Source organism: Bdellovibrio bacteriovorus (assembly GCF_041888015.1).
In the GTDB taxonomy this organism is placed as follows: domain Bacteria; phylum Bdellovibrionota; class Bdellovibrionia; order Bdellovibrionales; family Bdellovibrionaceae; genus Bdellovibrio.
Genome location: NZ_CP168968.1, coordinates 1,838,696 through 1,863,116 on the forward strand (window position 1 = coordinate 1,838,696; position 24,421 = coordinate 1,863,116).

The 24,421-nt window shown below is 47.7% G+C and carries 21 protein-coding genes; 11 read left to right on the top strand and 10 right to left on the bottom strand.

Translation table 11 applies throughout. The features are described 5' to 3' along the window. Positions 1-11 precede the first annotated feature (11 nt). Both rpmF and ACES2G_RS08910 read right to left on the bottom strand, forming a co-directional pair. Positions 12-197, bottom strand: a complete 186-nt coding sequence (rpmF, locus tag ACES2G_RS08905) for a 50S ribosomal protein L32 (protein WP_262552089.1) — start codon at positions 195-197, stop codon at positions 12-14. 72 nt (positions 198-269) lie between these two features. After that, entirely contained in the window at positions 270-824 is a 555-nt protein-coding gene (locus ACES2G_RS08910; RefSeq protein WP_374001845.1) for a DUF177 domain-containing protein, read from the bottom strand. 154 nt (positions 825-978) lie between these two features. On the opposite strand from ACES2G_RS08910, the gene ACES2G_RS08915 reads away from it, so the two are divergent. Beyond that, complete coding sequence (locus tag ACES2G_RS08915) at positions 979-1,842, top strand: alpha/beta fold hydrolase (RefSeq protein WP_374001846.1); 864 nt, start codon at positions 979-981, stop codon at positions 1,840-1,842. A gap of 35 nt (positions 1,843-1,877) precedes the next feature. Here ACES2G_RS08915 and ACES2G_RS08920 read toward each other — a convergent pair whose 3' ends face one another. Continuing rightward, positions 1,878-2,138 carry a metal-sensing transcriptional repressor gene (locus tag ACES2G_RS08920; protein WP_347356394.1) on the bottom strand — a complete coding sequence of 87 codons (261 nt, stop codon included), beginning with the start codon at positions 2,136-2,138 and terminating at the stop codon, positions 1,878-1,880. A gap of 41 nt (positions 2,139-2,179) precedes the next feature. On the opposite strand from ACES2G_RS08920, the gene ACES2G_RS08925 reads away from it, so the two are divergent. From ACES2G_RS08925 to ACES2G_RS08935, 3 genes are all read left to right on the top strand, one after another. Then, entirely contained in the window at positions 2,180-3,490 is a 1,311-nt protein-coding gene (locus tag ACES2G_RS08925; protein ID WP_374001848.1) for an ABC transporter substrate-binding protein, read from the top strand. A gap of 86 nt (positions 3,491-3,576) precedes the next feature. Beyond that, a complete protein-coding gene (locus tag ACES2G_RS08930; protein WP_374001849.1) occupies positions 3,577-6,288 on the top strand; it encodes a WD40/YVTN/BNR-like repeat-containing protein in 2,712 nt (903 codons plus the stop codon). Position 6,289: 1 nt separating this feature from the next. After that, positions 6,290-10,150 carry an RCC1 domain-containing protein gene (locus ACES2G_RS08935; RefSeq protein ID WP_374001850.1) on the top strand — a complete coding sequence of 1,287 codons (3,861 nt, stop codon included), beginning with the start codon at positions 6,290-6,292 and terminating at the stop codon, positions 10,148-10,150. Between the two features lie 30 nt (positions 10,151-10,180). Here ACES2G_RS08935 and ACES2G_RS08940 read toward each other — a convergent pair whose 3' ends face one another. Genes ACES2G_RS08940 through ACES2G_RS08955 form a run of 4 tightly spaced genes read right to left on the bottom strand, consistent with a single transcriptional unit; the run spans position 10,181 to position 13,247 of the window. Next, a complete protein-coding gene (locus ACES2G_RS08940) occupies positions 10,181-11,110 on the bottom strand; it encodes an ABC transporter substrate-binding protein (protein WP_374001851.1) in 930 nt (309 codons plus the stop codon). A 9-nt stretch (positions 11,111-11,119) separates the two neighbouring features. Next, positions 11,120-11,875: an ABC transporter permease gene (locus ACES2G_RS08945; protein WP_374001852.1), complete on the bottom strand. Its 756-nt coding sequence runs from the start codon at positions 11,873-11,875 to the stop codon at positions 11,120-11,122. Further along, positions 11,872-12,624, bottom strand: coding sequence for an ABC transporter ATP-binding protein (locus ACES2G_RS08950; RefSeq protein WP_374001853.1), 753 nt, complete (start codon positions 12,622-12,624; stop codon positions 11,872-11,874). The genes ACES2G_RS08945 and ACES2G_RS08950 overlap by 4 nt, the downstream gene beginning before the upstream one ends. Next, positions 12,624-13,247 carry a 2OG-Fe(II) oxygenase family protein gene (locus ACES2G_RS08955; protein ID WP_347356385.1) on the bottom strand — a complete coding sequence of 208 codons (624 nt, stop codon included), beginning with the start codon at positions 13,245-13,247 and terminating at the stop codon, positions 12,624-12,626. The genes ACES2G_RS08950 and ACES2G_RS08955 overlap by 1 nt, the downstream gene beginning before the upstream one ends. A gap of 184 nt (positions 13,248-13,431) precedes the next feature. Here ACES2G_RS08955 and ACES2G_RS08960 point away from each other — a divergent pair, with 184 nt between their 5' ends. Beyond that, positions 13,432-13,767 (top strand): hypothetical protein, encoded by a 336-nt coding sequence (locus tag ACES2G_RS08960; protein ID WP_347356383.1) that lies wholly within the window; start codon positions 13,432-13,434, stop codon positions 13,765-13,767. On the opposite strand, the gene ACES2G_RS08965 is transcribed toward ACES2G_RS08960, so the two are convergent. Then, positions 13,768-14,301 (bottom strand): site-specific integrase, encoded by a 534-nt coding sequence (locus ACES2G_RS08965; protein WP_262552077.1) that lies wholly within the window; start codon positions 14,299-14,301, stop codon positions 13,768-13,770. A 381-nt stretch (positions 14,302-14,682) separates the two neighbouring features. Here ACES2G_RS08965 and ACES2G_RS08970 point away from each other — a divergent pair, with 381 nt between their 5' ends. From ACES2G_RS08970 to ACES2G_RS08995, 6 genes are all read left to right on the top strand, one after another. Beyond that, positions 14,683-15,273 carry a hypothetical protein gene (locus ACES2G_RS08970; RefSeq protein WP_374001854.1) on the top strand — a complete coding sequence of 197 codons (591 nt, stop codon included), beginning with the start codon at positions 14,683-14,685 and terminating at the stop codon, positions 15,271-15,273. Continuing rightward, positions 15,270-17,048, top strand: a complete 1,779-nt coding sequence (gene argS, locus ACES2G_RS08975; RefSeq protein ID WP_374001855.1) for an arginine--tRNA ligase — start codon at positions 15,270-15,272, stop codon at positions 17,046-17,048. Before ACES2G_RS08970 ends, argS begins: the two co-directional genes overlap by 4 nt. A gap of 112 nt (positions 17,049-17,160) precedes the next feature. Beyond that, positions 17,161-18,291, top strand: a complete 1,131-nt coding sequence (locus ACES2G_RS08980) for a Glu/Leu/Phe/Val dehydrogenase (RefSeq protein WP_347356377.1) — start codon at positions 17,161-17,163, stop codon at positions 18,289-18,291. Positions 18,292-18,419: 128 nt separating this feature from the next. Continuing rightward, on the top strand, positions 18,420-19,226 hold the full coding sequence (locus ACES2G_RS08985; protein WP_374001856.1) for a tol-pal system YbgF family protein: 807 nt from the start codon (positions 18,420-18,422) through the stop codon (positions 19,224-19,226). A 19-nt stretch (positions 19,227-19,245) separates the two neighbouring features. Continuing rightward, entirely contained in the window at positions 19,246-20,394 is a 1,149-nt protein-coding gene (locus tag ACES2G_RS08990) for a PQQ-binding-like beta-propeller repeat protein (RefSeq protein ID WP_347356374.1), read from the top strand. A gap of 9 nt (positions 20,395-20,403) precedes the next feature. Continuing rightward, positions 20,404-20,784 carry a hypothetical protein gene (locus tag ACES2G_RS08995; RefSeq protein WP_347356373.1) on the top strand — a complete coding sequence of 127 codons (381 nt, stop codon included), beginning with the start codon at positions 20,404-20,406 and terminating at the stop codon, positions 20,782-20,784. Here ACES2G_RS08995 and ACES2G_RS09000 read toward each other — a convergent pair. Together ACES2G_RS09000 and ACES2G_RS09005 are read right to left on the bottom strand one after the other, a co-directional pair. Continuing rightward, the gene (locus tag ACES2G_RS09000; RefSeq protein ID WP_347356372.1) at positions 20,762-23,074 is read right to left on the bottom strand and encodes a Fic family protein; all 2,313 of its coding nucleotides are present in this window, start codon (positions 23,072-23,074) and stop codon (positions 20,762-20,764) included. The two genes, ACES2G_RS08995 and ACES2G_RS09000, sit on opposite strands and share 23 nt — an antisense overlap. Before the next feature lie 177 nt (positions 23,075-23,251). Next, a complete protein-coding gene (locus ACES2G_RS09005; RefSeq protein ID WP_374001858.1) occupies positions 23,252-24,421 on the bottom strand; it encodes an aminotransferase class V-fold PLP-dependent enzyme in 1,170 nt (389 codons plus the stop codon).

Consider the following 24,421-nt stretch of genomic DNA (forward strand, 5'->3'; position numbering starts at 1 on the left):
TATAGCGCGAATTACTTCGCAGCGCTGATTTGTTTGCCTTTGTAGTACAAAGCGCCATCAGCACCTTTGGATGCGCGGTGAGGACGAACTAGCTCACCAGTCTTTTTTTCAACAGCTACTGCTGGAGAAGTAAGACCATCGTGAGAGCGGCGCATGTCACGCTTAGAGCGGGATGTTTTTTTCTTAGGAGTTGGCATTTCAAACCTCTTATTGAATCAGTTCTAATTGAAGCACGTTAATTTAACCAAAGAATGATAAAAATCAACAATTTAATTAAGTTTTAAGTTCTTTAAGGCCGCAAAAGGGCTCTGTGGCTTTTCGACGGGCAATTCTTCGTCGTAGCTAAAGAGCTGACCTTCCTCAGGAATTCTGCAATCTGAGGGTTTTCCATCTACTGTTTCTGGACATGCTGGATTAAAAGGCGCAGCAAGAGCTACCACTTCATGCAAGTACTCGCCCATATCAAATACCATGTTTTCGTACTCAGAAACCTCAGGTCCGCCTTCAGGCAGATCGCTGACGTGATTGACCTTGGAATACTTCCCGTTGCGAGGTTGACCTTGTTTAGGGATCAGGATCTCGTGGAATTTCTCACTTACTGGGAAATCAATGTCATTGCCGCAGCGAGAGCAGACTTCCGGAGACTTGGTGGTAATACGGCCCGTCAGCTCGTAATCCTTGGAGTTGAGCGGTTTAATAAAAAACTCAGCTTCGTAAGGATTTTTACCCACGATGTCAGCCAGAACCGCATTGGCTTCGCCTGATTTTGTAGTCCAGACGTAGGATCGGCCCTCTTCAGGCACCTCAGTTAGTTTGATTTTCATAGAAACTCCTCGGTTCTGCCATGGGAAAAAAGGGGCAGGGAACAGAAGGTTTTAGTGAATTTGAAGCGCTTGGTCAAGGACTGTTTTCGTCTAGGGGGTCTTGTGGTGGCCCATAGAGGGAGTAGTCTCAGGCTGGAAGCCGAAAGGGGGTCTTATGGCAACCTTAAGAGTCAACGGTCATGAGTACTATTATGAAGACCATGGGCCCAAGAATGCCCCCTGCATCGTGCTGAGTCCTCTGTTATATACAGACACCACCGTCTTTGAACCCCTGATCCGAATCCTGGAGGATGACTATCGAGTCATTTGCTACGACCACCGGGGTTTGGGTAGAAGTGTTGGACCTTCCATGAATAATCTGGAAAACAGCGCCAAAGATGTGGCTGCCTTTATTGAGCAGCTGAATGTAGGACCCTGTCACTTTGTAGGTAACTGTCTTGGAGCCTTTGTTGGATTGCAGCTTGCTGTTCATCGCTCTGATCTATTGAAAAGCTGTACTTTGATGGGAGCCACCGCTGAGGCCGACAGCGCTGAAACCATCAAGCAGATGGACGGCTTTGTCGCTAAAGCGAAGAAAGAAGGCATGAAAGCCAACGTGAAGGATTTTTCTGAAATGTGGTTTGGTTCCACATTCAAAGGCACGAAGGATCCTGTGCAGGTCAGTCGTCGGGAAAAATGGATCAGTCACGTCAGTCGCTTGAAACCCGAAGAAATTGATGCGGCCACGCAGATCTTCCATCGCAAAGATGTCACAAAAGATCTTTCGAAAGTTCGTTGTGCCACTTTGATTCTGGCCGGTGATGAGGATGCTCCGGCAAGTTTGGAATCCTATCGTCGTCTGGCCAAAGGCATCACAGGTGCGGAATATAAAACCATCCATCATGCGGGATATGCTCTGGTTATTGAGCAACCTGAAGAAGTTGCCGAAGCGGTTCGCAACTTTGTCGGCAAGGTAGAACGTCAGTGGGCTCGCCAGCGCAAACAGGCTCCGCGTGATATCAACGCAAGACCTCTGTGAATGACAAAGCTCAGTCCCCTTGGGGGCTGAGCTTTTTATATGTACTTGGTGATCTCTTTGATTTCGTCCAGATCCAGATCTTTGTGATTACCATCCAGGCAGTGTTCGATGTGATCGTGAATGTAAACGCTCTTGGCGGCCGAGATGGCTTTGGCCACGGCGTGAAGCTGTCTGGCGACGTCCACGCATTCGCGTTCGTCTTCGATCATCTTGATCACGGTTTCAAGATGCCCCTTGGCGCGCTTCAGTCTTTTTGAAACATCCTCGTGACTTGCGTGTTGCTTTTTATGTGACATGATTCTAGTATCCCCTCCCGGGGGATAGGATGTCAAGGTTCATGGATAGGGTGTTTAAAGTTGAAACTCAACTTCTTCTCGGAAGACTGCTGACGCGATCGGGAGATCAGGCTTGGGACTTTGTGGTTCCCTTTGCATTACTGAGTGTCTTTCCAGGGAAACTTCAGATCGCCGCTTTGTACTATCTTATAATGAAAATCGGGACTTTTCTTGTGACCCCTTGGATTGGCAAGTGGATGGATTCCCAGCAGCGCAGTCATATTGTCAGAGTGGGCATCTGGATCCAGTTTGCTGCTGTCTTGGGCGGGATGGGCTGCTTCTATGTTTTGAACGATGCTGTGCATGGGCCAGGAGCTATTGCTGGGCCGACGGCGGTCATTCCGCTTTTTGGTTTCTTGGTGTCTTTTGGAGTTCTAGCCTCCCTGGGGTCATTAATAACGGATATTTCAGTGGGGAATGATCTGGCTCCGGCACTGATTTCTCCTGATAAGCTGACTCACTTTAATAGCTGGTTGCGAAGAATCGATTTGGGCAGCGAGGTTGGGGCCCCGATCGTGGCAGGGGGGCTGTTTGCCGTTCACTCTACTCAAGTTCCGATGGCTGGTTTGTTTTTGGTGGCCGTGTGGAATCTAGTTTCTTTTGTTCCGGAATACTTCCTTTTGCAAAACGTGATTCAAAAGTCAGGCCTGCACTTTCGAAATATTAATGCAACTAAGAGTTGGAAGGAGCTTTTTCACTTCAATGTGAAAGAATCCGTTTCCAATCCCATATTCTTACTGATTTTAAGTTACTCACTTTTGTGGCTTTCAGTGCTAAGTCCTCACGGTGTTTTATTGACGGGGTATTTGAAGGACAGAATGTCTTTGCCTGAAGTGGAGATTGGTATCTTCCGTGGGTTGGGTGCGGTTTTTGGTTTGATCTCGACTTGGACGTTCCCTTATTTAGTTGGAAAATACGGCTTGATTCCAAGTTCCAGATGGCATCTGGGATTTCAAGGACTGACTTTGACTGCGGGGATCGTTGCCTTTGCTGCCGGTTCTTCAGTATCGGTGTATGTCTTCCTGGGGTGCATCCTTCTTTCCCGTGTGGGGCTTTATGGTTTCTCCAACGGAGAGTTCGAATTGAGACAGCGACTTATTCCTGAAGGACAGCGGGGTGAATTAAACTCGTTGAGTTCATTAACAACTACTTTGGCGACATTGATTCTTTTTGGTACAGGTAGTTTTCTTCCCAATACGGACGATTTTAAATATCTGGTCTATGGCTCCGGGGTCGCTGTTCTGGCTGCAAATATAGTGTTTTTAAGGTGGGCCGCCGCTCGGAATTCTGAAGCTATGCCTGGTGTGGTATAGTCTTTGCTGATTCGACCGAAACAGAGTTTTCTGAAGATGTAGAATTAGTAATATAGGCCGACTCAGATTATTCCGATTAATCTTACATGAACGTATTCGGAATCGTGTCTATGGTGCTTTTGATGGTTTTTCTGTCGGGATGCTCTCTCGAGGCCCGACTTTCCGAAATGAGCGGAATCGCAGGAAAACCCGGGACCCTAGTTCCGGCATCGCAATTCCAGGTGATCGGAGAAAACGACCCAGATCGCGACGATCTTTTGAAAGCCTCTGTTCACGCCAACTTTGAATGGGCCGGGGATAACAATCAAAAGTACAGAGTCAGAATTATGCAAGCCAACGGTGCTGTCGAGCACTGTGCGCCTGTGATCGTCACTGGCGTGTCGATGGATCTTCCAAACTGCAACTTTTCAGATCAGCACTACTACAAAGCAGAAATTGTTCCTGTCGACGACGCTTTGAATCCGCTGTGGACATTTTCGCGGCTGTTTGAGTTTCTGGTATTGAAGTTGAGACTGAACTTCAGATCTCTGGATCTGCTTACCGGAGAGTCTTTGTATTTTGCCGTGGCAGACGGTGTTCCCAGTTACAGCTTTGCTGACGGCGGATCGGGTTACTTAAATACCACAAACCTCAACTATAAAGTTCCGTTAGCTGCTCCTGATGCGCAGGATACGGTGACAGTGACTGATGCCAACGGGACTCAGGATCAGGCGAAGATTTCGGTGCGTGGATTCAAACAGACAAACTTTCAGGTGAAGTCACTGCCTATAGCCGCATCTTACGCGATCGGAAAAGATGTGACCAGAACGGCCAGCGGAGTTTTGCTTGCCATTACCATGGCGGAGTCTGCCATATGGATGGATACCTGGATCACTTTTCGCAGCACTGACAACGGCAGGACTTGGAATAAATCCGACATTTTTATTTGGCGGTATGATGAAGAGACCTACGGGCACTCGATCGCCGCATCCCCGGATGGTTCCGCCTACGCTTGTGGCACAGAAGGAACCTCCAGCAGTTATGATTGGGCGGTGAGAAAAACAACTGATGACGGTTTGACCTGGTCCACCGTTCATAAGTTGGCGGGGGCGTATGCCTGTTACGGTATCGCGGTAAACTCGAGCGGCAAAGTTTATACGATCGGCGAGGGAGTGGCCAGCACATGGGAAGTCTATGAAAGCGGTGATGGCGGCTCAACATTCAATAAGATAGACAGCAATGCCGGTACAGGCTATCTCGTGGAGGTTGATCCCTCTGGAAATCTTTTGACCGTGGGAAAGGTTGGCGGAAATCTGGCAATTCGCAGGGGCGTTTATAGCGGAGGCACCTGGGGGTGGACTGATGTGAGTGTTCCGGCCGTCACGATAGCCTCACGATTTTGGGAATCATTCCTTCAAATGACGTTCAAGTCCGCCACTGAGTTTTATCTGGTGGGAACATTTGCCAATCAGATGAGAGTTCTAAAAACTACGGATGCAGGTCTGACTTGGACGGAAGAGTACGCGACGGGTGTCAGTGGATATGGTCAAGGGATCGCGCTGGCTTCTGATAATGACACATTGGTGATCTCGGGCTATTCAGGCGACAAGGTCGAGGCTCATAGACGAGTCGCAGGAGTTTGGTCCAAGGTCCCTGACGTGAACTTGCCCTGCGGGGGATGTAACAAAGAGGGCGGGCCATTGATGACCCTTCCTAGCGGAGATATAGTGGGATTTTTCTATGACACTGCCGAGATAAGTCTAGGGTGGACATCCTATTCCACAAATAAAGGACTTTCCTGGGCATCGCCGCAAAAACTTTTGTGGGGTCAACCCTACGATGTGGCCCCACTGTTCATTGCGAAAAAACGAAATGGCGATATTTGGTTCGCGACCGAATCCGCCAATGACAGTTGGCAGTGGGGGAACTCTCTTCATTTGAGCACCAACAGTGGAAGCCAATGGCAGAAGATCGCTGAATCCTTCCCTGCGGTCTGGACTGACATGTTGAGCTTCTCTCATGCGGCCAGGGATTCTGATGGCAACTATTTCTATGCCACCTCAGCGCCTGCAGAAAAGCTCTACGCCTCCCTGGATGCTGGTGCCACCTGGTTGGAAAGAAGTGTCGCCGCCTTGAACTCCGCTGCTGTGAAAATCACCTATTTGGATACATCCTATGACGATAGTCTGGTTATGGTGGTTTCTTCGGCAACAGAGGCGCAAATCAGAGTCAGTGCGAATCAGGGACTTTCCTGGACTGATAAAAAACTTTTCCCTATTACTGCGGGTGCCACAAACTTCGTATTTCACGATCTCTACTTCCATAATGAGCAGAATATTTTTTTAGCTGGAGAGGAAGTGCGCGGTGGAGTTTCTTACTATGTAATTTATAAAACAGACCAAAGCTTCTCGACATGGCTTTTGGTTAAGGAGGCTTTGGTGACCTCCTTGAATAAAGTGGCATTAAAGCAAGGCGCTGACGGATTCATTTATGCTTCGTTGAACTCCACCATATTTAAAAGTTCTGATGACGGAGGAGTCTGGCAAGCCACCCCGGGAACCTGGCCGTCTTTTCTGGATTATGCTGTTAATAGCAAAGGCCGAGCTTTTATCATGAGCTCCACTTATGAAGTCATGACTTATAGTTCCTATTCAAATTCACTATTCGTGGTGCAAAAGCCCAACGACACCCCTCGCTGGGAGTTTGAGGCGCAGCCCTATATGCTATTAATCAACAACAAGGTGAATTTTCCGGTCGTTTACCCTGATGAGCAAAAGGGTTCACAATTATTTATGAGAGAACTTCCGGAGGCGAACTAATATGAAGCATCTGATTGTGTTCTTCAGTTTCATTGTGATGGTCTCCGTCCTGGTATCTTGTACTCCAGCCCTGGAGGAGCTTCCTGCGTTAAGCGATGTCGGGACTGTCGTTGAAAGTCCTGATCAGCCTCCCTCTGTGCCTGCGGCTGAGATCGGTTTACAACAGGCGCAGTTTTTAGAAAATCTTCAAAATCAGAACAGTAGCAATTATCAACCGACCCTGGTTTTGGACTTTGAGAGCTCTAACTCCTCAAAACCGATTAAAATCTTTATTGATTCTCGGTGCAGTCTGAAAGTTCATGAAGGTCTTTTGAGTGCGACGGGTGATATAAGTGCGCAGTTGACCTTAGCCAGTGATGGACGTTCTGACGGAGTGCTGAGTTTTTATGTGCAGGTTGGAGATTCGGCATGTGGCGACCTGGGGTTGCAGTACACTCTTGATACAAGACCCCCAGTCAATCTGCAATCTTTGGCGATATCAGGCGTTGCTCTGGGGGGATATACCAATCAAACCAGCTTGACCCTGCAGGCCGGAACAACTTTATTTGAAGAGAATACGGAGCTCTCAGTTTTCTTTGATTCCGCCTGCGCAACATCGTTCGGGCAAGCAAGTATTAGCGCAGGTCAGGCAAGTATAGCCGGGGTTACTTTTGCAGGGGCCGGGGTCGACGATGGGGTAAAGTTTGTCTATTACAAACAAAGGGACGTCGCCGGAAATCAGAGTCCCTGCATTCCCTCCTACTACTTCTTTACGTTGGATACGATAGCGCCAGTCAACCCCGTCGGAGCCTGGATGTTGAAAGGTAATCCCGTATCTCTTCCAACCCACAGTTGCCTTATGAATACTTATACCACGGTGACTAAGGGGTGTTCCACATCTCCAAAACTCGTTGGTACGGGGGTTACTTCAGAGACCTCGGGAACCTTGGAGGTTTTCGTTGATTCACTGTGCTCGACACGGAGAGGATCTGCAGAAATTACTGGATCTTCTGTGACTGTGAATAATCTGAATTTCAAAAAAGACGGCAGTGAAGACGGTACGATATCTTTTTATATTAAGCAGAGGGATCTGGCAGGCAATCAGTCAGCCTGCGTGCCCGCAGGAACGGCGTCGTACTTGTTAAATACTTCCGAATTTGTCCCTGTATTTGACGGTCCTCCGACGGATACTGTCGTGGGGCCGTTTATGATCACGGGTTCTTTCAATCGGCTAGCTGGAACAAATTTCTTTGATAAACTAGCGACATCGAAAGACTTAAGTATTGTAAATGGCACCGCGCGCATAACTGCCGCCCAAAATAGCTTCTGGATATTTGTGACCCCTACCACGCCCGGTGAAGTTCGGGTGGAATTAGCGCCTAATCTCATTCACGATGAGTTTTATAATGGGAACTCATCGACAACTGTTATCGTTCGGAATTATCAGCCACCCATTGAGATCGACTTCGAAAAAGAGGTGGGGCTGGTTTCAGAGAAATCCGGCACCTATCAGTTGAAAGTTCGCGCGCAGAGCCCGGTCATTCACAACGTTGAAGTGTTCTATGATATTCTGGCCAACTCTGTGGCGACATCTTCCCATCATGGATTGGTAGGTGGAAGCGTTATAATCAATGCCGGTCAATCTGAAGCCACGATTTCGATTCCTGTCTATGATTCCTCAGATGCATTCAACCGAAGACTTTTGCTTGGTATTACGAAACTGGCAAGCTCATCACCAGTCAACTATAGAGTTGGGAAAAACCCTTCCTTCGAGTTGAATATCCAGGATGACGAAACCAAAGCGGGTTGGAGTGATTTGGCTACGGGGGGGAGTTTATCCAATGGTGCATGGGTTTGTGGCTTGAAGGCGGATGGAACCACAAGTTGCTTTGGTTTGGGAGCTATGGGCGTTTTGGCAAATGGTTCCACGGCAAGTTCTTTAGTTCCTTCGGTCATCGGAGGCTATTTCTTCAAAAAGATTTCGTCTGGTGTTGGTTTGACCTGTGGACTCACCACTTTGGATGATTTGTATTGTTGGGGGGCGAACTCAGCTGGAGTCATCGTGCCTTCAGGAAGTTCTTACTACTCATCTCCCCAGGCTGTGGATGCCGGGGAAAAGTATATAGATGTTAGCATCGGTGCGGATCATATCTGTGGTGTCACGCAAGCCCAGCGTCTGAAGTGCTGGGGAAGTGATGCTTCGGGGAAGCTGGGCAATGGCTCAGGTGGAACATCAGGTGTGCCTGGATTTGTGGATTCCTCGTGGACGTTTGTGAGTGCTGCCGCCAGCTCTCTATATACTTGCGGCATGACGGTGACCGGAATCACCTCCTGCTGGGGAAATAGCTGGAATCTGGAGCTGCTTGTGAATAGTTCCAGTGGGCATATTCAATCCCCTGCAGGGATGCCTGTTGACCCTTTGACCAAGATCGATGCGGGGAGTGGATTCTTCTGTGGCCTTAAGTCAGGTGGCGAGCTGATCTGCTGGGGGAATTCGCTTAATTATCACTTTGGGAATGAAACTGCCTATTCGGGAAACATCAAGCCGCAACGATTGTTTGAGTCGTTGCTGTTTAAAGACGTCCAACTAGCAGGTGATCGTGCATGCGCAATCACCTCCGAGGATAAGCTGTATTGCTGGGGCGGCAGTTATAAAGAACCTCGCTATATAGCGGAAGGAGTCCGCGTTAAAAAGGTCGTTCTAAGTGAAGCTGGAAGCTGTGCGATGACTCTGGATAATAATTGGATTTGTTGGGGTCCTGTCTCCATGGGGGCGAGTGCGAGCCAAGTTTCTTATTTGAGCAAGTCTTACTCTTTAACTCCGACGCAGGTAGAAACCAGCGTGGAGAAGATTTTAAACCAAAGATGTTACAAGACAATCTCTGGAGTAGAGAAGTGCTGGGGAGCCGTCAACACCCACTTTAACTTTAATCAGAACAGAAGTGTTGCCGCAGAAAAGTCGGCCCTTCTTAAGAACACGGCATTTAATTTTGATACGACAAGCTACGGGTGCCAAATTAACGATGCTGGAAATGTGGAGTGCTGGGGAACGACCGCTGACGGGCAAATGGGTATTGGTTATTCCAGTACGTCCAGTAAAATCAGCTATCCTCTGTTGGTGGATCGAGGGGTTGTCTATTCAAAGATTGCTTCTTCTTCCAATCGTTTTAATTGTGGCGTTACTAATGACGGTAAAATGAAGTGCTGGGGAAACAACTCGAATGGACAGCTAGGAAATGGCAATCGAGTCTCTTCAATTATGCCCGTACATGTTGATACTTCAACGACGTATAAAGACGTCGTAGTATCTCAAGAAACGACCTGTGGTTTGACAGTGCCGGGAAAGATCCGCTGTTGGGGATACAACAGCTCCGGTGGTGTGGGGGTGAATTCGACGACGTCGTACTTCACGAGCGCTCAAGAAGTGTTGGGGACCTATAAACGGGTTTTTGCGACGAACGCCAGCCAGCATATTTGTGCTATTGACGATGTCGATAAACTCATGTGCTGGGGGGCTAATACACAGTCGCAAGTTAAAGGCGGCGTGGGATCACCGGTCAGAGCGCCAATCGACGTCATGCCCGGAACGACTTTTAAAACCGCCAGTGTCGGATTGTTTCATACATGCGCAATCAGCATGGCGGATGATCTTTACTGCTGGGGATATAACTTCGATGGTCAATTGGGAGATGGAAGTCAAAGCAACCGGACCACTCCGACTTTGATTGATTCAGGTACAAAGTACAAAGAGGTTGCGGCCGTCGAAGCGGGCACTTGCGGCATAACGACCAGCAACGTGCTGAAGTGTTGGGGAAGAAATTGGGATGGTTCTTTGCCCATGGGAATTAACTACAATTATCTTTATATGTTAGACCATCAATAAGGAGACAGCCCGCGATATTTGGCGGGATCTCTACTTTACGTAGAGATCAGATGCTTTCGGAGTGGTTTTGATCAACTTCAATTTCTTCAGTTGTCCTGCCAAAGTATTCCAGCGCTCATCGCTCATGCTTCCCAGCGCCACGCCCGCCGGCTCAATCAGGGGTTTTTGAATTTCCGCCGCCTTATTGAAGGTCTCAAGATCAAAGGCTTTGTTTAATTTTGCCATATGTTCGTTGGTGGATTTAGGATCTTTTTGATATGCCACCCAACCAGCGCGGGTGCCATCCAGAATCTTCTGTACAAGTTCGGGTTTGTTTTTTAGAACTTGCTCTGTTGTTGCCAAAACCACCAGGTAAGGGTTGAATCCTTCATCGGCAATCAGGAAGGGCTTCACCTTCGCACCAGATTTTTCAGCAGTCAAAGGCTCGGTCGTGATGAATCCCTGCTGCGAGAAGGTTTTGTCATTCACAAAATTGGCCACGCCCCCCAGATAAGGGACCACACGAACTTTGGGTTTTCCGAACTTTTGCACTAAGTACTGATAATAGGGAAGGCCCGACTGCATGGATAGAAAGCCTTCACTGATAAAGACATCTTTAAGAGTCTTAAAGTTTCTTTCTGCATGAGTCATTACGATGTAAGGAGAAACTTGATAAACCGCAAACAGCGCTTTGACTTTATTCAGCTTGTTTCGGTCTTGTGAGATAATCAGCTCATCTGCACTGACGATGGCAAAGTCCACTTTGCCATTGGCGAGCATTTGCACTGTGGGTGTGCCAGAGCCCCCTTCTAAAATCTTCACATCCAGCCCTTGAGCTTTGTAGAACCCTTTCAAAGAGGCGGCATAGAATCCACCGAACTCGGGCTCAGCCTTCCAGTTTAAGGCAATTTCCACCGGCGTGTCGGCAGCCTGAACTGCAAAAGAAAACAAAAAAGCTCCAAGAGCGATCCAAGACTTCATAAGCATCTCCTATTCCTGAGACAGAGTGGCCAAGGGGCGTTTATTTAAGATGATCCGATTGAGTAAAGCCATGGCGCCAATAAAGAGCAATCCCATAAGTGACAGCAGCAACAGTGCGCCAAATACGATATCCACACGCTGTTGTGTGCGAGCAGAGTCAATCATGGCTCCCAAACCGCCGCCGGCGACAAACTCTCCGGCAATAGCCCCAATGATGGACAAACCGGCGGAAATCTTAAAGCCCGAATAGATGTAGCTATAGGCATGAGGCAGCTTCAGCTTCCACAGCGTTTGCAGTGGTGTGGCTTGATAGATGCGAAACAAGTCCCGCTGGGATTGACTGGAGCTTTCAAGTCCCATCAGGGTGTTGGCGATGATCGGAAAGATGGAGACTATGAAGCTGGAGGCAATAACCGTCGGCGAGCCAAAACCAAAGTAAATAACCAGCAGGGGCGCAATGGCGATGATCGGTACGGTCTGAAAGAAGATCGCAAAAGGTAAAATGGCTCTCTTTAAAATCTCAGACAAAGAAAATACAAATGCGACCAGGCTTCCGATAGTAATACTTAAAAGCAATCCTGCCAAAACATTCAAAAGCGTTTCTTTGAATGCCACAGTGAAATCGCCGCGCATTTCGGCCAGACTTTGCAAAACCATGGAAGGGGAGGGAAGCAGCGTCTCACTCACCCACCCGCCACGCACAATCAGCTCAAGACCAAGGGTGAGGAGGACAAAACTGATCAATGCCGGCACAAAGCGTTTCATGCGCGCAGCCTTTCTGAAAGGCCTTCCACGATTTTGTTGAAGGCTTCCGTGGTACGCAGGCTTTCTTCTCTGGTTGCTGGCAGCGCAAGTTTTTGGTCCAAGACCACGCGCGCGCCGACTCCTTTAAGCATGATGATTCTTTCTGACAAAAAGGTGGATTCAAATAAGGAGTGTGTAACGAAAACCACCGTCATCCGTTCTTTCTGCCAGAGAGAGTGCAGTTCGCGCTGCATTTCAAAGCGTGTGCTTTCATCCAGAGCGGCGAAGGGTTCGTCCATTAAAAGCAGACGTGGTGAATTTACAAGCGCTCGTGCCAGGGAAACACGCATTTTCATGCCACCCGAGAGTTGATGCGGGAAGAGATCCTGAGACTCATCCAGGTGAACTTTTTTAAGGGACTCCACGATGCGTTTATCTTGTTTATCGGCGGGAAGTTTTTTGAGCTGGTCATTCAGTTCAAAAGGCAGCCGCACATTTTCGTAGACGGTTCGCCAGGCCAGCAAGTTGGGGTCCTGAAAAACAAAGCTGAAGTTGAGTTCTTTTTCCGAGGTCTTTTTTAGCGTTCCTGCCGAAGGGGTTTCAAGACCCGCAATCAATCTTAGAAGCGTTGACTTTCCGCAACCTGATGGTCCTACGATAGAAACAAAAGAACCCGCTTCGATGTTGAGGTTCAGATTCTCAATCACCCTTTTGTCGGCGAATTCCTTGTGTAAGTTTTCTATCTGGATTCCGACAGCTTCAGGCATCATTAGACCCAATCATAGTTAAAGCTGATACTGATGCGTTCTTTGTCGGCAGCATTCTGAGGAACTTCGTGTCGGGTCCAGGATTCAAAGAGCACTACATGCCCCTCTTGGGGGGCCAGTGAGTAATAGCGCTGATTATGAGTCTTTGCGTCGTGCTTGCGTGGTGGTGAGGCCATAAAGGACTCCATGCGAGGATCTTCAAACTTCAGTGCCGAGCAGTTCTTGGGAGTTTGTACATAATAAGTCCCGCTGATCACAGATAAGGGATGGATGTGCATGGTGTGAATCACATCCGTCGGCATGATGTTCACCCAGCAGGAAGTCATCTGCAGTTCGCGAGCATTGATGTCCATCTCAAGATGTTTGGAAAATTTGCGGACGTGTTTATCCAGCATTTTTTGCAAGTCACCGAACGTGGAGGAAAACTGATGAAGCTGGCTCATGGATCCGTAAGAAGTGTAGCCGCCCTTATAGTTTTTTTGAGACCAAAGCTGACCTTCCTCGTCGATCTCAGCGATCTTCAGGGATTCGGCTTTAAGTTCTTTGTTTAATTTAGCAATGCCCGGGGCGGTTTTTCCAGCCAGGGGTGCATAGTACACGAAGGTGGGGAAAAGGGCTTTTATCATTCTGAGACACCTATTAAATATACTTTTCACCATAGGGCTAATTCTGTTTCATTACAAGAATTGATAACTACTTCTTAGACAGTTGTAAGCGACTTTGCCGGGGTTTTGCGGTCTAAAGCAATTTAAGGGGGCGTGGGGTGGCATCAGCCTTGCTTTAGTTAAAGGTATCCAGCAAGGAGTAAGTATGAAGAAGCAAGTAGTAATCGCAGTTATGACCCTGATCCCAGCAATCAGTTTTGCTAAGATCTCGGATTTTAATGCTTTGATCAGTGAAAACACCAAAGCACAAAGTGAACTTCATCATACTGTTCAGGACAATCTTGAGGCGACTCGCGACAAGGTGGCAGCTCAACAGCAAATGCGTGAGCGCATTGTTGTGGTTGAAAACTCCGGCACTTCCTACAATGCTCCAACCAGAAAAGATCTGTTGGCGTTTAAAAAGGAAAAATCCAACTATCGTGCTTCTGAAGAAAAGCAGTTTGACCGCTTGGCGACTGAAATTCGCAGTATCGATGAATAACTAAAGAATCAGTTTACGTAACTCTTGCTGAGAATAAACGTAATCCGCATAAACCATGGTGTTGGCGATATTTCGATGTCCCAACGCCACCTGGACCAGTCTTAAATCCTTCGTCTTCTGATAAAGCTCAATCGCAAAAGTGTGCCTTAAAGAGTGGAACTTCTTTGGGACGGGGCGATACAATTCCCAGATCTGAAACAGTCGATTGTATGAAATCGGAAAAACCGAGGTTCCGCCTTGCTGTTCGGCGAAGCGATGAAGCCTTTCGAAAAAGGCCGAATGAACCGGAATTTCCCGATCATTGGAGTTCTTTAAACCCCGGATAAAGATGCTTTCATCGTAGGGGTTCAGATCTGACCTTTGAATATTTAAAACTTCTTGGGCGCGGGCTCCAGTTCGCAAAGCCGTCCAAATCATCAAACAGTTGCGTGGGTCCTTGTCTTGAAAATCTGTGAGGATTTTTCGCAAACGTTCCGATTCGGGTGCGAGAAGATATTTGTTCTTGTTGAGTTGATACCGAGGTGCCGAAGCCATGATTCATCATTCAAAATGAAGAGGGGCTTTGACAAGGGGTATTCATGACGCCACGCATTCAAAGTGCTGATAGGTATAAATATTTTGTTTAGTCGAGTCTAGGTTTGATTAGATGCAACGCATCAACAGTGCGGCACCAAATATTCATGCAAATAAATATCAATAATTACAATAACTTAGCACTGTGGAATACAGCTATAAGCTTTAGTCTATTTTGAAAAAGGGTATGCTGGGCTATGCCTTGATGGATTCTTTTGTGGTTTCAACAACTTAGCTTGACCTTCCAAAATCACTTCTGGAATTATATCTGTATTATACAACGTCTTTTGTTGTGAAAAACAATATAAATATTGTGAATTACAACAGTCCAGAGGGGTTTAAATGGAAAAGGATCTCCAGGGGCTGGTCGAGGACCCGCTTCAAAAGGCCACTTTAAACGAGAGCTTTATCGAGGATGAAATAGGCCCTCGTTCAAAGACCTCTCTGCGCATGCATTACGAGGCTCAGGTTCAAGTCATCCAGCATCAGATCGGGGATTTGGAGAAAATCCGCGCTGATTTGGGGCTTTCTCAGCGCAAGATGGCGCAACTTCTTTTGGTCGACCCTTCCAGTTGGACTCGTTGGGTGAAGCAGGGGGATGAGGCTCCCCCGCATATTTGGCGGGCTTTGCAGTGGTATTTGACCCTGCGTGAAAAGATCCCGGGTCTGACGCCGAACTATTTCCTGGGGTCCAGTCCTCAGGTGCTGCATCAGCAGGCTCTTCAAGAGCTGGGCTTGGAACGTCAAACCCGCAAAGAAGAGATTGAAAAGCTGTCTTTAGATCTGCAAGGAGTGTTTTTAGAACGCGATCGCCTGCAAACAGAGCTTCAAGTCTTGAAAAAAGACCTGAAATTCCACAGAAATACCAGTATAGTTGTCCTTCTTGTTTCACTCGCCTGGGCGGGCGTCTTTTTCTTCTGGAAAGGTCTATGATTAAACACGACTCCATTCGATTACTTGCGACGAACTTACTTAAAACTGCGATTGGTCGCGCTTATCCAGGTACCGATGTTTCTGCTCTTGAGGATGACATCTATAAGTCTCTGGTGAATCCTCCAAAATCCGAATTGGGAGATCTGGCGTTTGGATGCTTTATTCTGGCTAAAAACCTGAAAGCAGCTCCCCCGCAAGTGGCGGCGGCTGTCGCGGCTGAGCTGATGGGAACTTCGGGAACTCAGGAATCCAAAGGCGCTTTGACGGCTGTTGCGGCTGGTCCTTATATTAATATGCGCTTTAGCGAGCAAACTCACGGCGAACAGGTTTTATCCACCATTCTGGATAATTCTTTCTTTAAAAAGCCGTTGGTGGAAAAATCCCCAAAAACCATGATCGAGTATTCCCAGCCGAACACGCATAAAGAACTTCATGTGGGTCATATGCGCAATCTTTGTCTGGGCGATGCGATCGTTCGTATGCTTCGTTATAGCGGACGCGAGATCGTTTCTTCGACCTTCCCGGGCGACATGGGTACGCACGTGGCGAAGTGTCTTTGGTATATGAAAAAGCACAATCAAGAACCCGTACCTGCCACCGAAAAAGGTGAATGGCTGGGTCGCATGTATTCCAAGGCTAATTTGTTGTTGGAAGATCAAAACGGCACGCCTCAGGAAGATATCAATCGCCAGGAACTGACAGCGATTTTACATCAGCTGGAAGGTAAGACCGGGCCATACTATGATCTATGGCTGGAGACCCGCGAATGGTCTATCGAACTGATGAAGAAGGTCTATGCCTGGGCGGACGTCACGTTTGATGAATGGTACTTTGAATCTGAAATGGATTCTCCGTCGGCGGCGTGGGTGAAACAACTTTACGCTGAAGGCAAACTTGAGATGTCTCAAGGCGCTATTGGTAAGGATCTGGAGTCTGAAAAGCTCGGCTTCTGCATGCTTTTGAAGTCCGACGGCACCGGTCTTTATGCCACGAAAGATTTGTTGTTGGCCAAACACAAGTTTGAAGATGTGAAGATTGAAAAAAGCGTTTATGTCGTCGACATGCGCCAGGCTTTGCACTTTAAGCAAGTCTTCCGTGTGCTGGAAATTTTGGGCTTTGAGCAGGCTAAAAACTGCTTCCACCTTCAGTACAACTATGTCGAGCTTCCGGATGGTGCGATGAGTTCCCGTAAAGGCAATATCGTGCCATTGCGTGAGCTGGTTCACCGCATGGAAGACCACGTGAAGACGACTTATCTGAGTCGTTATAAAGGTGAATGGTCCGAGGCGGATGTGGAAAAGATCGCCGGCCAGGTGGCCAAGGGTGCAATTTTCTATGGCATGCTTCGTATGGATACGAACAAGAAGATCGTCTTTGATATGAATGAATGGTTGAAGCTGGACGGGGAGTCCGGACCATTTGTGCAGTATTCTTATGCACGTATCTCCAGTTTGGGGCGCAAGTTCCCGCGCACTGAAGGCGCGACTATCGACTGGAGCCGTCTGACTCACGCCTCTGAAAGGCAGTTGATGCAGTCCTTGGGGGGCTTCAATACAGCGATCGCGGCGGCGGCAGAAAACTTCAAGCCTTCTGCGATTTGTACCTATTTGTATGACTTGGCAAAGAGCTTCAATGTCTTTTATCACGAGTGTCCGATCGGCACCGAGCAGGACGTGACCACTCGTGAAGCTCGTCTGGCTTTGAGTAACGCTGTTGGTTTGGTATTGAAGAACGGTTTGAACGTTCTGGGGATGCCTGCACCTGAAAAAATGTAGTTTAATTGATAATATAGGCCTCTGAATGAAAATGCGGAGGCCTCACCTTATACCCCGCATTAACGCTAGTCTTTTTACTCAATTGGACCCATGATCGTCCGGCAATTCAAAAATGAAGGAGCCTACATTGGGAACTTTTGAGATTATCTCTAAGCATGGTGATCATGAGCAGGTTGTTTTCTGTAACGACCCTCATGTTGGTTTGAAAGCGATTATCGCTATTCACAACACGGCTTTGGGGCCTGCACTTGGCGGCACCCGTATGTGGAATTATAAGAACGAAGACGAGGCTCTTGTTGACGTTCTTCGTTTATCCAAAGGCATGACTTATAAAGCAGCGGCTTCCGGCCTGAACTTGGGTGGCGGTAAAGCTGTTATCATTGGCGATCCTAAAACTCAAAAATCTGAAGGCTTGTTCCGTGCATTCGGTCAATTCGTAAACTCTTTGAATGGTAAATACATCACGGCTGAAGACGTCGGTACGTCTGTTCAGGACATGGAGCACATCTATATGGAGACTCCTTGGGTGACTGGCATCCCTAAGGACTTCGGTGGTTCTGGTGATCCATCTCCCTACACTGCGCACGGTGTTTTGATGGGTATCAAGGCTTCTGCGAAAGAAAAATTTGGTACCGATTCTTTGAAGGGCATGAAAATCGCCGTTCAAGGTCTGGGTAACGTAGGATCTAATTTGGTGAAGTATCTGGTTGAAGAAGGCGCGGTGATCACTGTGGCTGATATCGACATGAACCGCACTAAAAGCATTGCAGACAAGTTCGGTGCTAAGGCTGTTAGTTCTGACGACATTTTGTTCGTTGAGTGCGATATCCTGGCTCCTTGTGCTTTGGGTGCAATTGTTAACGATCAGTCCATCACGAAGTTCAAAACTAAAGTCATTGCTGGTGGCGCGAACAACATTCTTGCTGAAGCTCGTCACGGTGACCAATTGAAAGAATTGGGCATCCTTTACGCTCCGGATTACGTTATCAACGCAGGTGGCTTGATGAACGTCTTCGTTGAGCTTGAAGGTTATTCTCCGGATCGTGCTTTTGAAAAAACCAAGCGTGTTTACGACAACATGCTTAAGGTTTACGAAATTGCAAAACGTGACAATATCGGTACCCACACTGCTGCGGACCGCTTGGCTGAAGAGCGTATCAACACAATTGGTCGCCTGAAACAGCGTCACCCAGGTAAATCTTCTCGCGCGTTCACAACGCTTCGCGAAGTTCATAATCGCTAGTTCGGCGATAGCCAGAGGGGTCGAAAGGCCCCTTTTTTTATGCGCCGAGTGATTGACAACCCCTCTCGACCAAAGAACAATCTTTCCTCGTAAATACTTATTTTAATTAGCCGTTTCAGCGAGGAAGAATGAGCACGAAGATTTCTAAAGACGATTTGAAGTCCCCAGATCAGGTTACACAAACTTTGAGAAAAGGTTTCGTATGGACTACGGGCCATTCCAAACTTGTGATCTCAGCCGTGGCTGTCTTTGTGGTTGTGGGAGCTGGTATGTCTCTTATGAGCTATCTTTCCAACAAGAAAGAGACGGAACAGCAAGAAAAATACTTCGTTCTGGAAAAAGCCTATACTGAGAAAAAACGTGGCTTTGAAGAAGCGGCTCGTGCTGAAGTTATCAATGCTCAAAGCAAAGATAAAAAGAATGTTCCAGCATTTGATCCATCTAAAAAAGCTTCTGGCGATCTTCAGAAGGACTATGGAACTGTTATTGCTGGACTTGAATCCTTCATCAATGAAGCTCCTAAGACAAAAGCCGCTCAAATGGCTGCGTTGAATCTGAGCGAAATCTACATCAACTACAAAAAATCCGACGAGGCGTCTGCGGCTTTGGCGAAAGTCGAGGCCGGTTTGTCCAAAGGTGACATGTTGACGGGTCTTGTATTGATGCAAATCGGGAATGTTTTGGCAGACAAGGGTGATTGCAAAGGCGCTGTTGAAAAATGGCAGACGCTTGTCGATTCTAAAGGTTTGGCATTTGCTCACGACGAAGCAAAACTTCGTATGGGTCTGTGCTTTGAGTCTATGAACGACCTGGCTAAGGCAGAAGCAATTTACACCGAAGTTGCACAAAAAGAAGATCTGAACACTACGGACTTCGCCGCTTCCAAAGAAGCACAAAAATATCTTCGTCTTTTGAAAGCGAAGAAAAACCTTTAGTCCTTATTGAGGGATATCAATGAAGATTGTCCTGCTTGGCGCTCTTTTGATGACTTTGGTTGGGTGCTCCACTCTGAACTCCGGTTTGGAAAAATGGAGCTCCCTGAACAACAGCAAGCGTGAATATGAAGTCAAAACCGCCTGGGTTCGTCGCACTACCGAAAAAGACAATCTGGGATTCCGTAAAATCAATCGCATGACTCCGGTTTTGGCCGGGGATCTGATCATCCAGGGTAATGGTATGGACGGCATCGTGGCTTACAACCGCGATAACGGCCAAGAACGCTGGAGACTTCCTATCACCAATGGCGCTGAACCCAGTGCCACACTGATTCGCGACCGTCTTTTTGTCGGGGCGAGCGATGGAAACTTCTACTCTATCGAAGCCAGCACCGGAATGGTTCAGTGGACCTTCGCGACCAAGTCTGAAAATCTGGCGGCTCCGCTTTTGGACGAAGGGATCGTTTACTTCCTGGCTGGCAATAGCGTGTTCTATGCGTTGGATGCAGCAACAGGGCGTCAGCTTTGGTTGTATTCCCGCCAGGACACTTCTCAGTTCTCGATTCGTGGCGGCAGTCAGGCTGCTTTGAATAACGGTATTCTTTATGTTGGCTTCTCTGACGGCTCCTTGGTCGCTTTGAATGCGAAAACGGGATCTGCGGTTTGGGAAGTTCAATTGAATCGCAATAAACGTTTCCGTGATATTGATGCGACCCCTGTGGTGGATGGCAATCAGATCTATGTGGCGGGTTATGATGATAAGCTCTTCTGTATTTCTGCAGACAAAGGTGAAGTCCTTTGGCGTGTCGATGGTGGCGGTTACAGTGCTGTGACCATCGTCGGGGAGAAGTTGTATTACCCGACAACCAACAGCGAAGTCGTTGCTTTGAAGAAAAGCAATGGTGATAAAATTTGGTCCTATAAGCTGAAAGAAGGCATTGCCACACAGATTAAGTCCTACAAAGGGGTCTTGGTTTTTGGTGAATCTCAGGGCTTCTTGCGCTTTATGGATGCGAACTCCGGGGCTGTGATCGGTGGCTTTGAACCAGGTCGCGGAATCCTGTCATCGCCTCAGGTGGATGAGAAAAATGGCCGGGTTTACTTCATCTCGGGTGAAGCAAATCTATGGGCTATGGATGCTGGATGGATTAGAACCCCTTACTTTTAGGAGTAAGCTATGAAGAAGTTCCTTGTACTGTTGCCTGTCTTGGCGTTGTTGGTGGGGTGCACTCACGGCAACTGCCGAACTCAAAAAGATGCTAAAAAGAACGCCGCTGCCAGCGAGGTGATTGTGGAAAAGTCCAAATCGACGGATCGTGTGAAGGTGTTTAAATACGATGGCTCTTTGCAATGTGGTCAGGGAAAGCAAGTTCCTGTGGCTGAAATGCAAAAAGACCTGAAGGGCATTCAGGTCTTTTCAGCTTCCAATCAGAACGATGGGATGATGCGTATTCAGTTGTGTGGTTCGCCAACAGGCAACGCCAATGTTTACGAGATCGATCGTAAGGACTTGGACGCTGCCCTTAAGCTAGGCTTTAAGGAGTGGCTGGCCGAATAAACAGGCGCTCCTTGATTTTCTCTGTTGGTAGAGGGCCTTCTCCTGGGACATAACGGCCCTCGATCACCATAATTTCATTCGGTCTTTCTACATTTCTTAGCAATGTCTCCATGACTTTTCCTGTGGCATCCAGTCTTTGGATCAGCATCACCGCGTCTGGATCAGTCGCACCGATACCCATTACTTCAGCCTGACGGCCATATGTGTAAGCAAAGTCATTGTCGAAGGCTTTCAATCGACCCAAATCAACGTCTTTCATGGCACGGTAAGAGGCCACGTTGATACGTGATTTCAACTGAGCCTGAAGCGCTGGATCCATGTGTTTACCGTACTCACCAACAACCATCGCACCCATGGCGAAGGCTTTACCAACCACTTCACGTTTGGACGTGGAGTAGCCGTAAGAGATTCCGTACTTAGGACCACTTCTGTGATGATCGATGGCCATTTCAATCATATCGCCGTTCAGGGTTTCCTTGTTATACAGAGCGAAGTCCTGCTTGATGGCCTCCAGTAAAGGAGTGCCATTACGGATCGTTCTAAGAACACTGTTGGAAGCCAAGTGAGTCGCTGGCTTCTTGAAGTATTCCAGCAATTCCTGACGGGTTGGTTCCTTCACTTTGTTGGAAAGACCACGCCATACCAACATGTCTTTGTCATACCAGCGGTTGATTTTAGCATCCCACTGGGATTTGGAGCTGGAGCGAACTACACCGAAGCTGTCGATGAAGTCCGGCTCAACCAAACGAACACCGATTTCACGTTCGCCGTCTTTTTCATGGACGAAGCGAACCGTTTTGGATTTATAGTATTCCACAAACATATCAGACAGGCGGGACATCGCACGCAGGCGATCGTTCAGGATTTCTTGTTTCAACTGTGGATGTGTCTGCACCAAAGTCTTCAAGAAAGCACCGAACTGGTCACTATTCAGTTTGGTCTGCGCATAGTTTTCAACTTCTTTCGCAGAACCCTGCTTTTTCAAGGAGATATTCACCATCTCAGGCAGGCCTGGGTACAAAAGCTCTGGAGAGTACTCAACTGTCAGGCCGTTTTTGATACGGAAAGTGATATCTGCCTGAAGTTGGGCGCTGTTAACAACACCTTTGTGAACATATTCACGCCATTCTTTTTGAGAAACCTGAACATCCAGGAAAGGGTCCACTAGGCGTACTGGAGGAAGACCTTCTTTAGTCAGAAGATAGTTCATCACCAAACGAGTCGTGCGACCGTTGCCATTAAGAACCGGGTGGATTGCCACCAGATCGCGCTGCAAGTCTGCCACGATGTCGATATAGCGTTGTTCATTGATGCCAGTGCGGATTTCACCCAGTTCCGCGCGTTCTTTGTTGAAGCGTGCAAAGCGTTCTTCAACCAAAGCCTTGGTGAAGGCTTGTTCTAGAGCCGTTGGGCCCTGGCCTCTAAAGCTTGTACCGCTCTGAGCGCGGTACTCCATGATTTCTTTATATACAGTCGGGTGGGAGTCTTTGATGATATCCACCGTGGCTTGTTTTGGAGTTGTGACATAAGGATAGTGGATGCGGCCACTGATCAAAGTCGTGTCGCCTGTCTCCATAACCATGTCTTTGTGTTTGCCCCAGATCTTGATGTTTCTCCATACGTTTTCATTCAAGTTGCTGCGGTCGTGAGCGCCCTCTTCGAAGGAAAGGTAAGGATTTTCCTTAACAACTTCCACCTCTTTAGGCTTCATTTTGAATTCGCCGGCAACGTTACCCATCCAGTGACCGTTGCGCCATACACCCAATTGATGAGCTTGAATTCCTTCAACTCCATCCATCATGATGCGCTTGTGGATCTCGGTCAGAAGCTCGGCCGTGACTGGTGGTTTTTCTGTTCTTAGATATTTGTCGCGGGCATTGATGAAGCCGTTAAACGGAGCACCTTCCGTCAGCTCGCCGCGGTCATACATTTTAGTGAAATCCAAAGGCTTGTTGGTGCCTTCCAGGAAGTTCGGAAGAATTTGTTTGGCTGTGTGAGTGTAGTCAAAGAACTCCACCGCAGCCAGCAAGTGCTCGACTTCAGCCTGTCTTTTAGGGGAAAGAAGTTTCAGAGTGCTCCAAAGTTCCGCTTTAACCTCTTTATAGGCTAAAAGCTCTTTGGGAGTCGGCATTTGTTTGCCTTCGGATCTTAAGCCGAAATCAACGCCACGGGCTTTAATCTGTGGATCTGCGAACACGTATTCGCACATCGGGGCTGCATGAGCAGGACTCAAGAAAGCCAGGGTCATCCAAAAAGACAAGAACAAATGCGTCACTTTATGCCAAGACATAAGCAAACTCCTCTTCTTCAGGAACTTACTAAAGCAACGCCCGTGCTCAGTAATGTGCAATATAAAGGATCTAGAAGGCGGGGAGAGCAGGACTCCCCGTCTCAGAATGAGAAAAGCGCAATTTGCGTAAGCAGCCGATCAGATTTTAGACAAGCACGGGGAGTCTGTTTTTCAGAGCTAGCGATGGCTCTTAAGAATCCGAACAGCTTCTGTGAGCTCTACTTGAGTATTGTGAATGTGTGGAGTCAGACGCAGAATCTGAGCACCTGGCAAGCGTGGCAGTCCCACTTGCAAAGGGGTCTCTTTTAAGAAAATCCCTTGGAATTGCGCTTTGGAAAACTCACTGCTGTTGTAACATAAAAAAGCAGAGTTGTAGTTTTTTGCCAGCACGGAAACTCCCGCAACATCCAAAGAGTTTTTCAAATAAGTCATTCTCATTTGAATCTGTTGGCGAATCACTTCCGGCCTGTGCAGATCCCAGTACGCCAAAGCCGATTCCAAACCGTAGTACGAAGAGAAACTTTGCGAATGTGACCACAGCATGCGAGATGCAAATTCTCCAGAGTGGCCAAAACTTGCCATATTTGGCGGTGGATTTTCTGAGGTGGTCCATGATCCGTATTGAGGATTCATCGATCTTTGATGATCCGGGTGAACCCAGCCAAAGGCCGTTCCTTTTGGGCCCATAAACCACTTATGAAGATTCCCGGCATAATAATCCACCTCGGCCAGATCCTGGGTGAAATCCAGATTCAGCAGTCCCGGGGCATGAGCCCCATCAACCACCAGTAAAACGCCCTTTTCCCGCAAAGCCCGAGCCAGCTTTCCCAGAGGAACAATCAGGCCATTGCCGGTGAAAATATGACTGATTAAAAGCATTCTTGTTTTAGGTGAAATCGTTTTTAGAATGACTTCAATCACAGCCTCATCATCAGAACACTCATAAAGCGCGCTTAAATCCTCTGTGCGCAAAGATAACCCATCGCGCTGGCACTTGTGCTTCAGGATGTTGACGATGGCTCCGTACTCAAATGTGTTCGTCAGAATTTCGGAATTGGCGGGGAGTTGAAGCCCCATGATAATTTCATTCAAAGCCAAGGTGACATTGGGGCGCAGAAAAAGATCCTGAGGTCGGGATTTGAGAAACTGTCCCAGACCCTGTTGAATCTTCCACAGGCGGCCCCAGGCATCGCCATAGCCGGATGAGGTGTTTCGTTCAAAATTCTCCAGTTCAGCCTTCTGTTGATCAATCACGATCGAAGGACTTAGTCCCAAAGTGCCGTTGTTTAAATTAATAAACGTAGTGTCTTTGTACTTGGAAAAATCCTGGGAAAAACTTTGAAACAT

Bases quoted from the DNA above. Each gene is read 5' to 3' on its own strand.
- ACES2G_RS08990 (WP_347356374.1), top strand. From the start codon at position 19,246: ATGAAGATTGTCCTGCTTGGCGCTCTTTTGATGACTTTGGTTGGGTGC.
- ACES2G_RS09000 (WP_347356372.1), bottom strand. From the start codon at position 23,074: ATGTCTTGGCATAAAGTGACGCATTTGTTCTTGTCTTTTTGGATGACC.
- ACES2G_RS08920 (WP_347356394.1), bottom strand. From the start codon at position 2,138: ATGTCACATAAAAAGCAACACGCAAGTCACGAGGATGTTTCAAAAAGA.
- ACES2G_RS08910 (WP_374001845.1), bottom strand. From the start codon at position 824: ATGAAAATCAAACTAACTGAGGTGCCTGAAGAGGGCCGATCCTACGTC.
- ACES2G_RS08970 (WP_374001854.1), top strand. From the start codon at position 14,683: ATGGAAAAGGATCTCCAGGGGCTGGTCGAGGACCCGCTTCAAAAGGCC.
- ACES2G_RS08925 (WP_374001848.1), top strand. From the start codon at position 2,180: ATGGATAGGGTGTTTAAAGTTGAAACTCAACTTCTTCTCGGAAGACTG.
- ACES2G_RS08965 (WP_262552077.1), bottom strand. From the start codon at position 14,301: ATGGCTTCGGCACCTCGGTATCAACTCAACAAGAACAAATATCTTCTC.
- ACES2G_RS08940 (WP_374001851.1), bottom strand. From the start codon at position 11,110: ATGAAGTCTTGGATCGCTCTTGGAGCTTTTTTGTTTTCTTTTGCAGTT.
- ACES2G_RS08960 (WP_347356383.1), top strand. From the start codon at position 13,432: ATGAAGAAGCAAGTAGTAATCGCAGTTATGACCCTGATCCCAGCAATC.
- ACES2G_RS08995 (WP_347356373.1), top strand. From the start codon at position 20,404: ATGAAGAAGTTCCTTGTACTGTTGCCTGTCTTGGCGTTGTTGGTGGGG.
- ACES2G_RS08955 (WP_347356385.1), bottom strand. From the start codon at position 13,247: ATGATAAAAGCCCTTTTCCCCACCTTCGTGTACTATGCACCCCTGGCT.
- argS (WP_374001855.1), top strand. From the start codon at position 15,270: ATGATTAAACACGACTCCATTCGATTACTTGCGACGAACTTACTTAAA.
- ACES2G_RS08980 (WP_347356377.1), top strand. From the start codon at position 17,161: ATGAAGGAGCCTACATTGGGAACTTTTGAGATTATCTCTAAGCATGGT.
- rpmF (WP_262552089.1), bottom strand. From the start codon at position 197: ATGCCAACTCCTAAGAAAAAAACATCCCGCTCTAAGCGTGACATGCGC.
- ACES2G_RS08930 (WP_374001849.1), top strand. From the start codon at position 3,577: ATGAACGTATTCGGAATCGTGTCTATGGTGCTTTTGATGGTTTTTCTG.
- ACES2G_RS08915 (WP_374001846.1), top strand. From the start codon at position 979: ATGGCAACCTTAAGAGTCAACGGTCATGAGTACTATTATGAAGACCAT.
- ACES2G_RS08985 (WP_374001856.1), top strand. From the start codon at position 18,420: ATGAGCACGAAGATTTCTAAAGACGATTTGAAGTCCCCAGATCAGGTT.
- ACES2G_RS08945 (WP_374001852.1), bottom strand. From the start codon at position 11,875: ATGAAACGCTTTGTGCCGGCATTGATCAGTTTTGTCCTCCTCACCCTT.
- ACES2G_RS09005 (WP_374001858.1), bottom strand. From the start codon at position 24,421: ATGTTTCAAAGTTTTTCCCAGGATTTTTCCAAGTACAAAGACACTACG.
- ACES2G_RS08935 (WP_374001850.1), top strand. From the start codon at position 6,290: ATGAAGCATCTGATTGTGTTCTTCAGTTTCATTGTGATGGTCTCCGTC.
- ACES2G_RS08950 (WP_374001853.1), bottom strand. From the start codon at position 12,624: ATGATGCCTGAAGCTGTCGGAATCCAGATAGAAAACTTACACAAGGAA.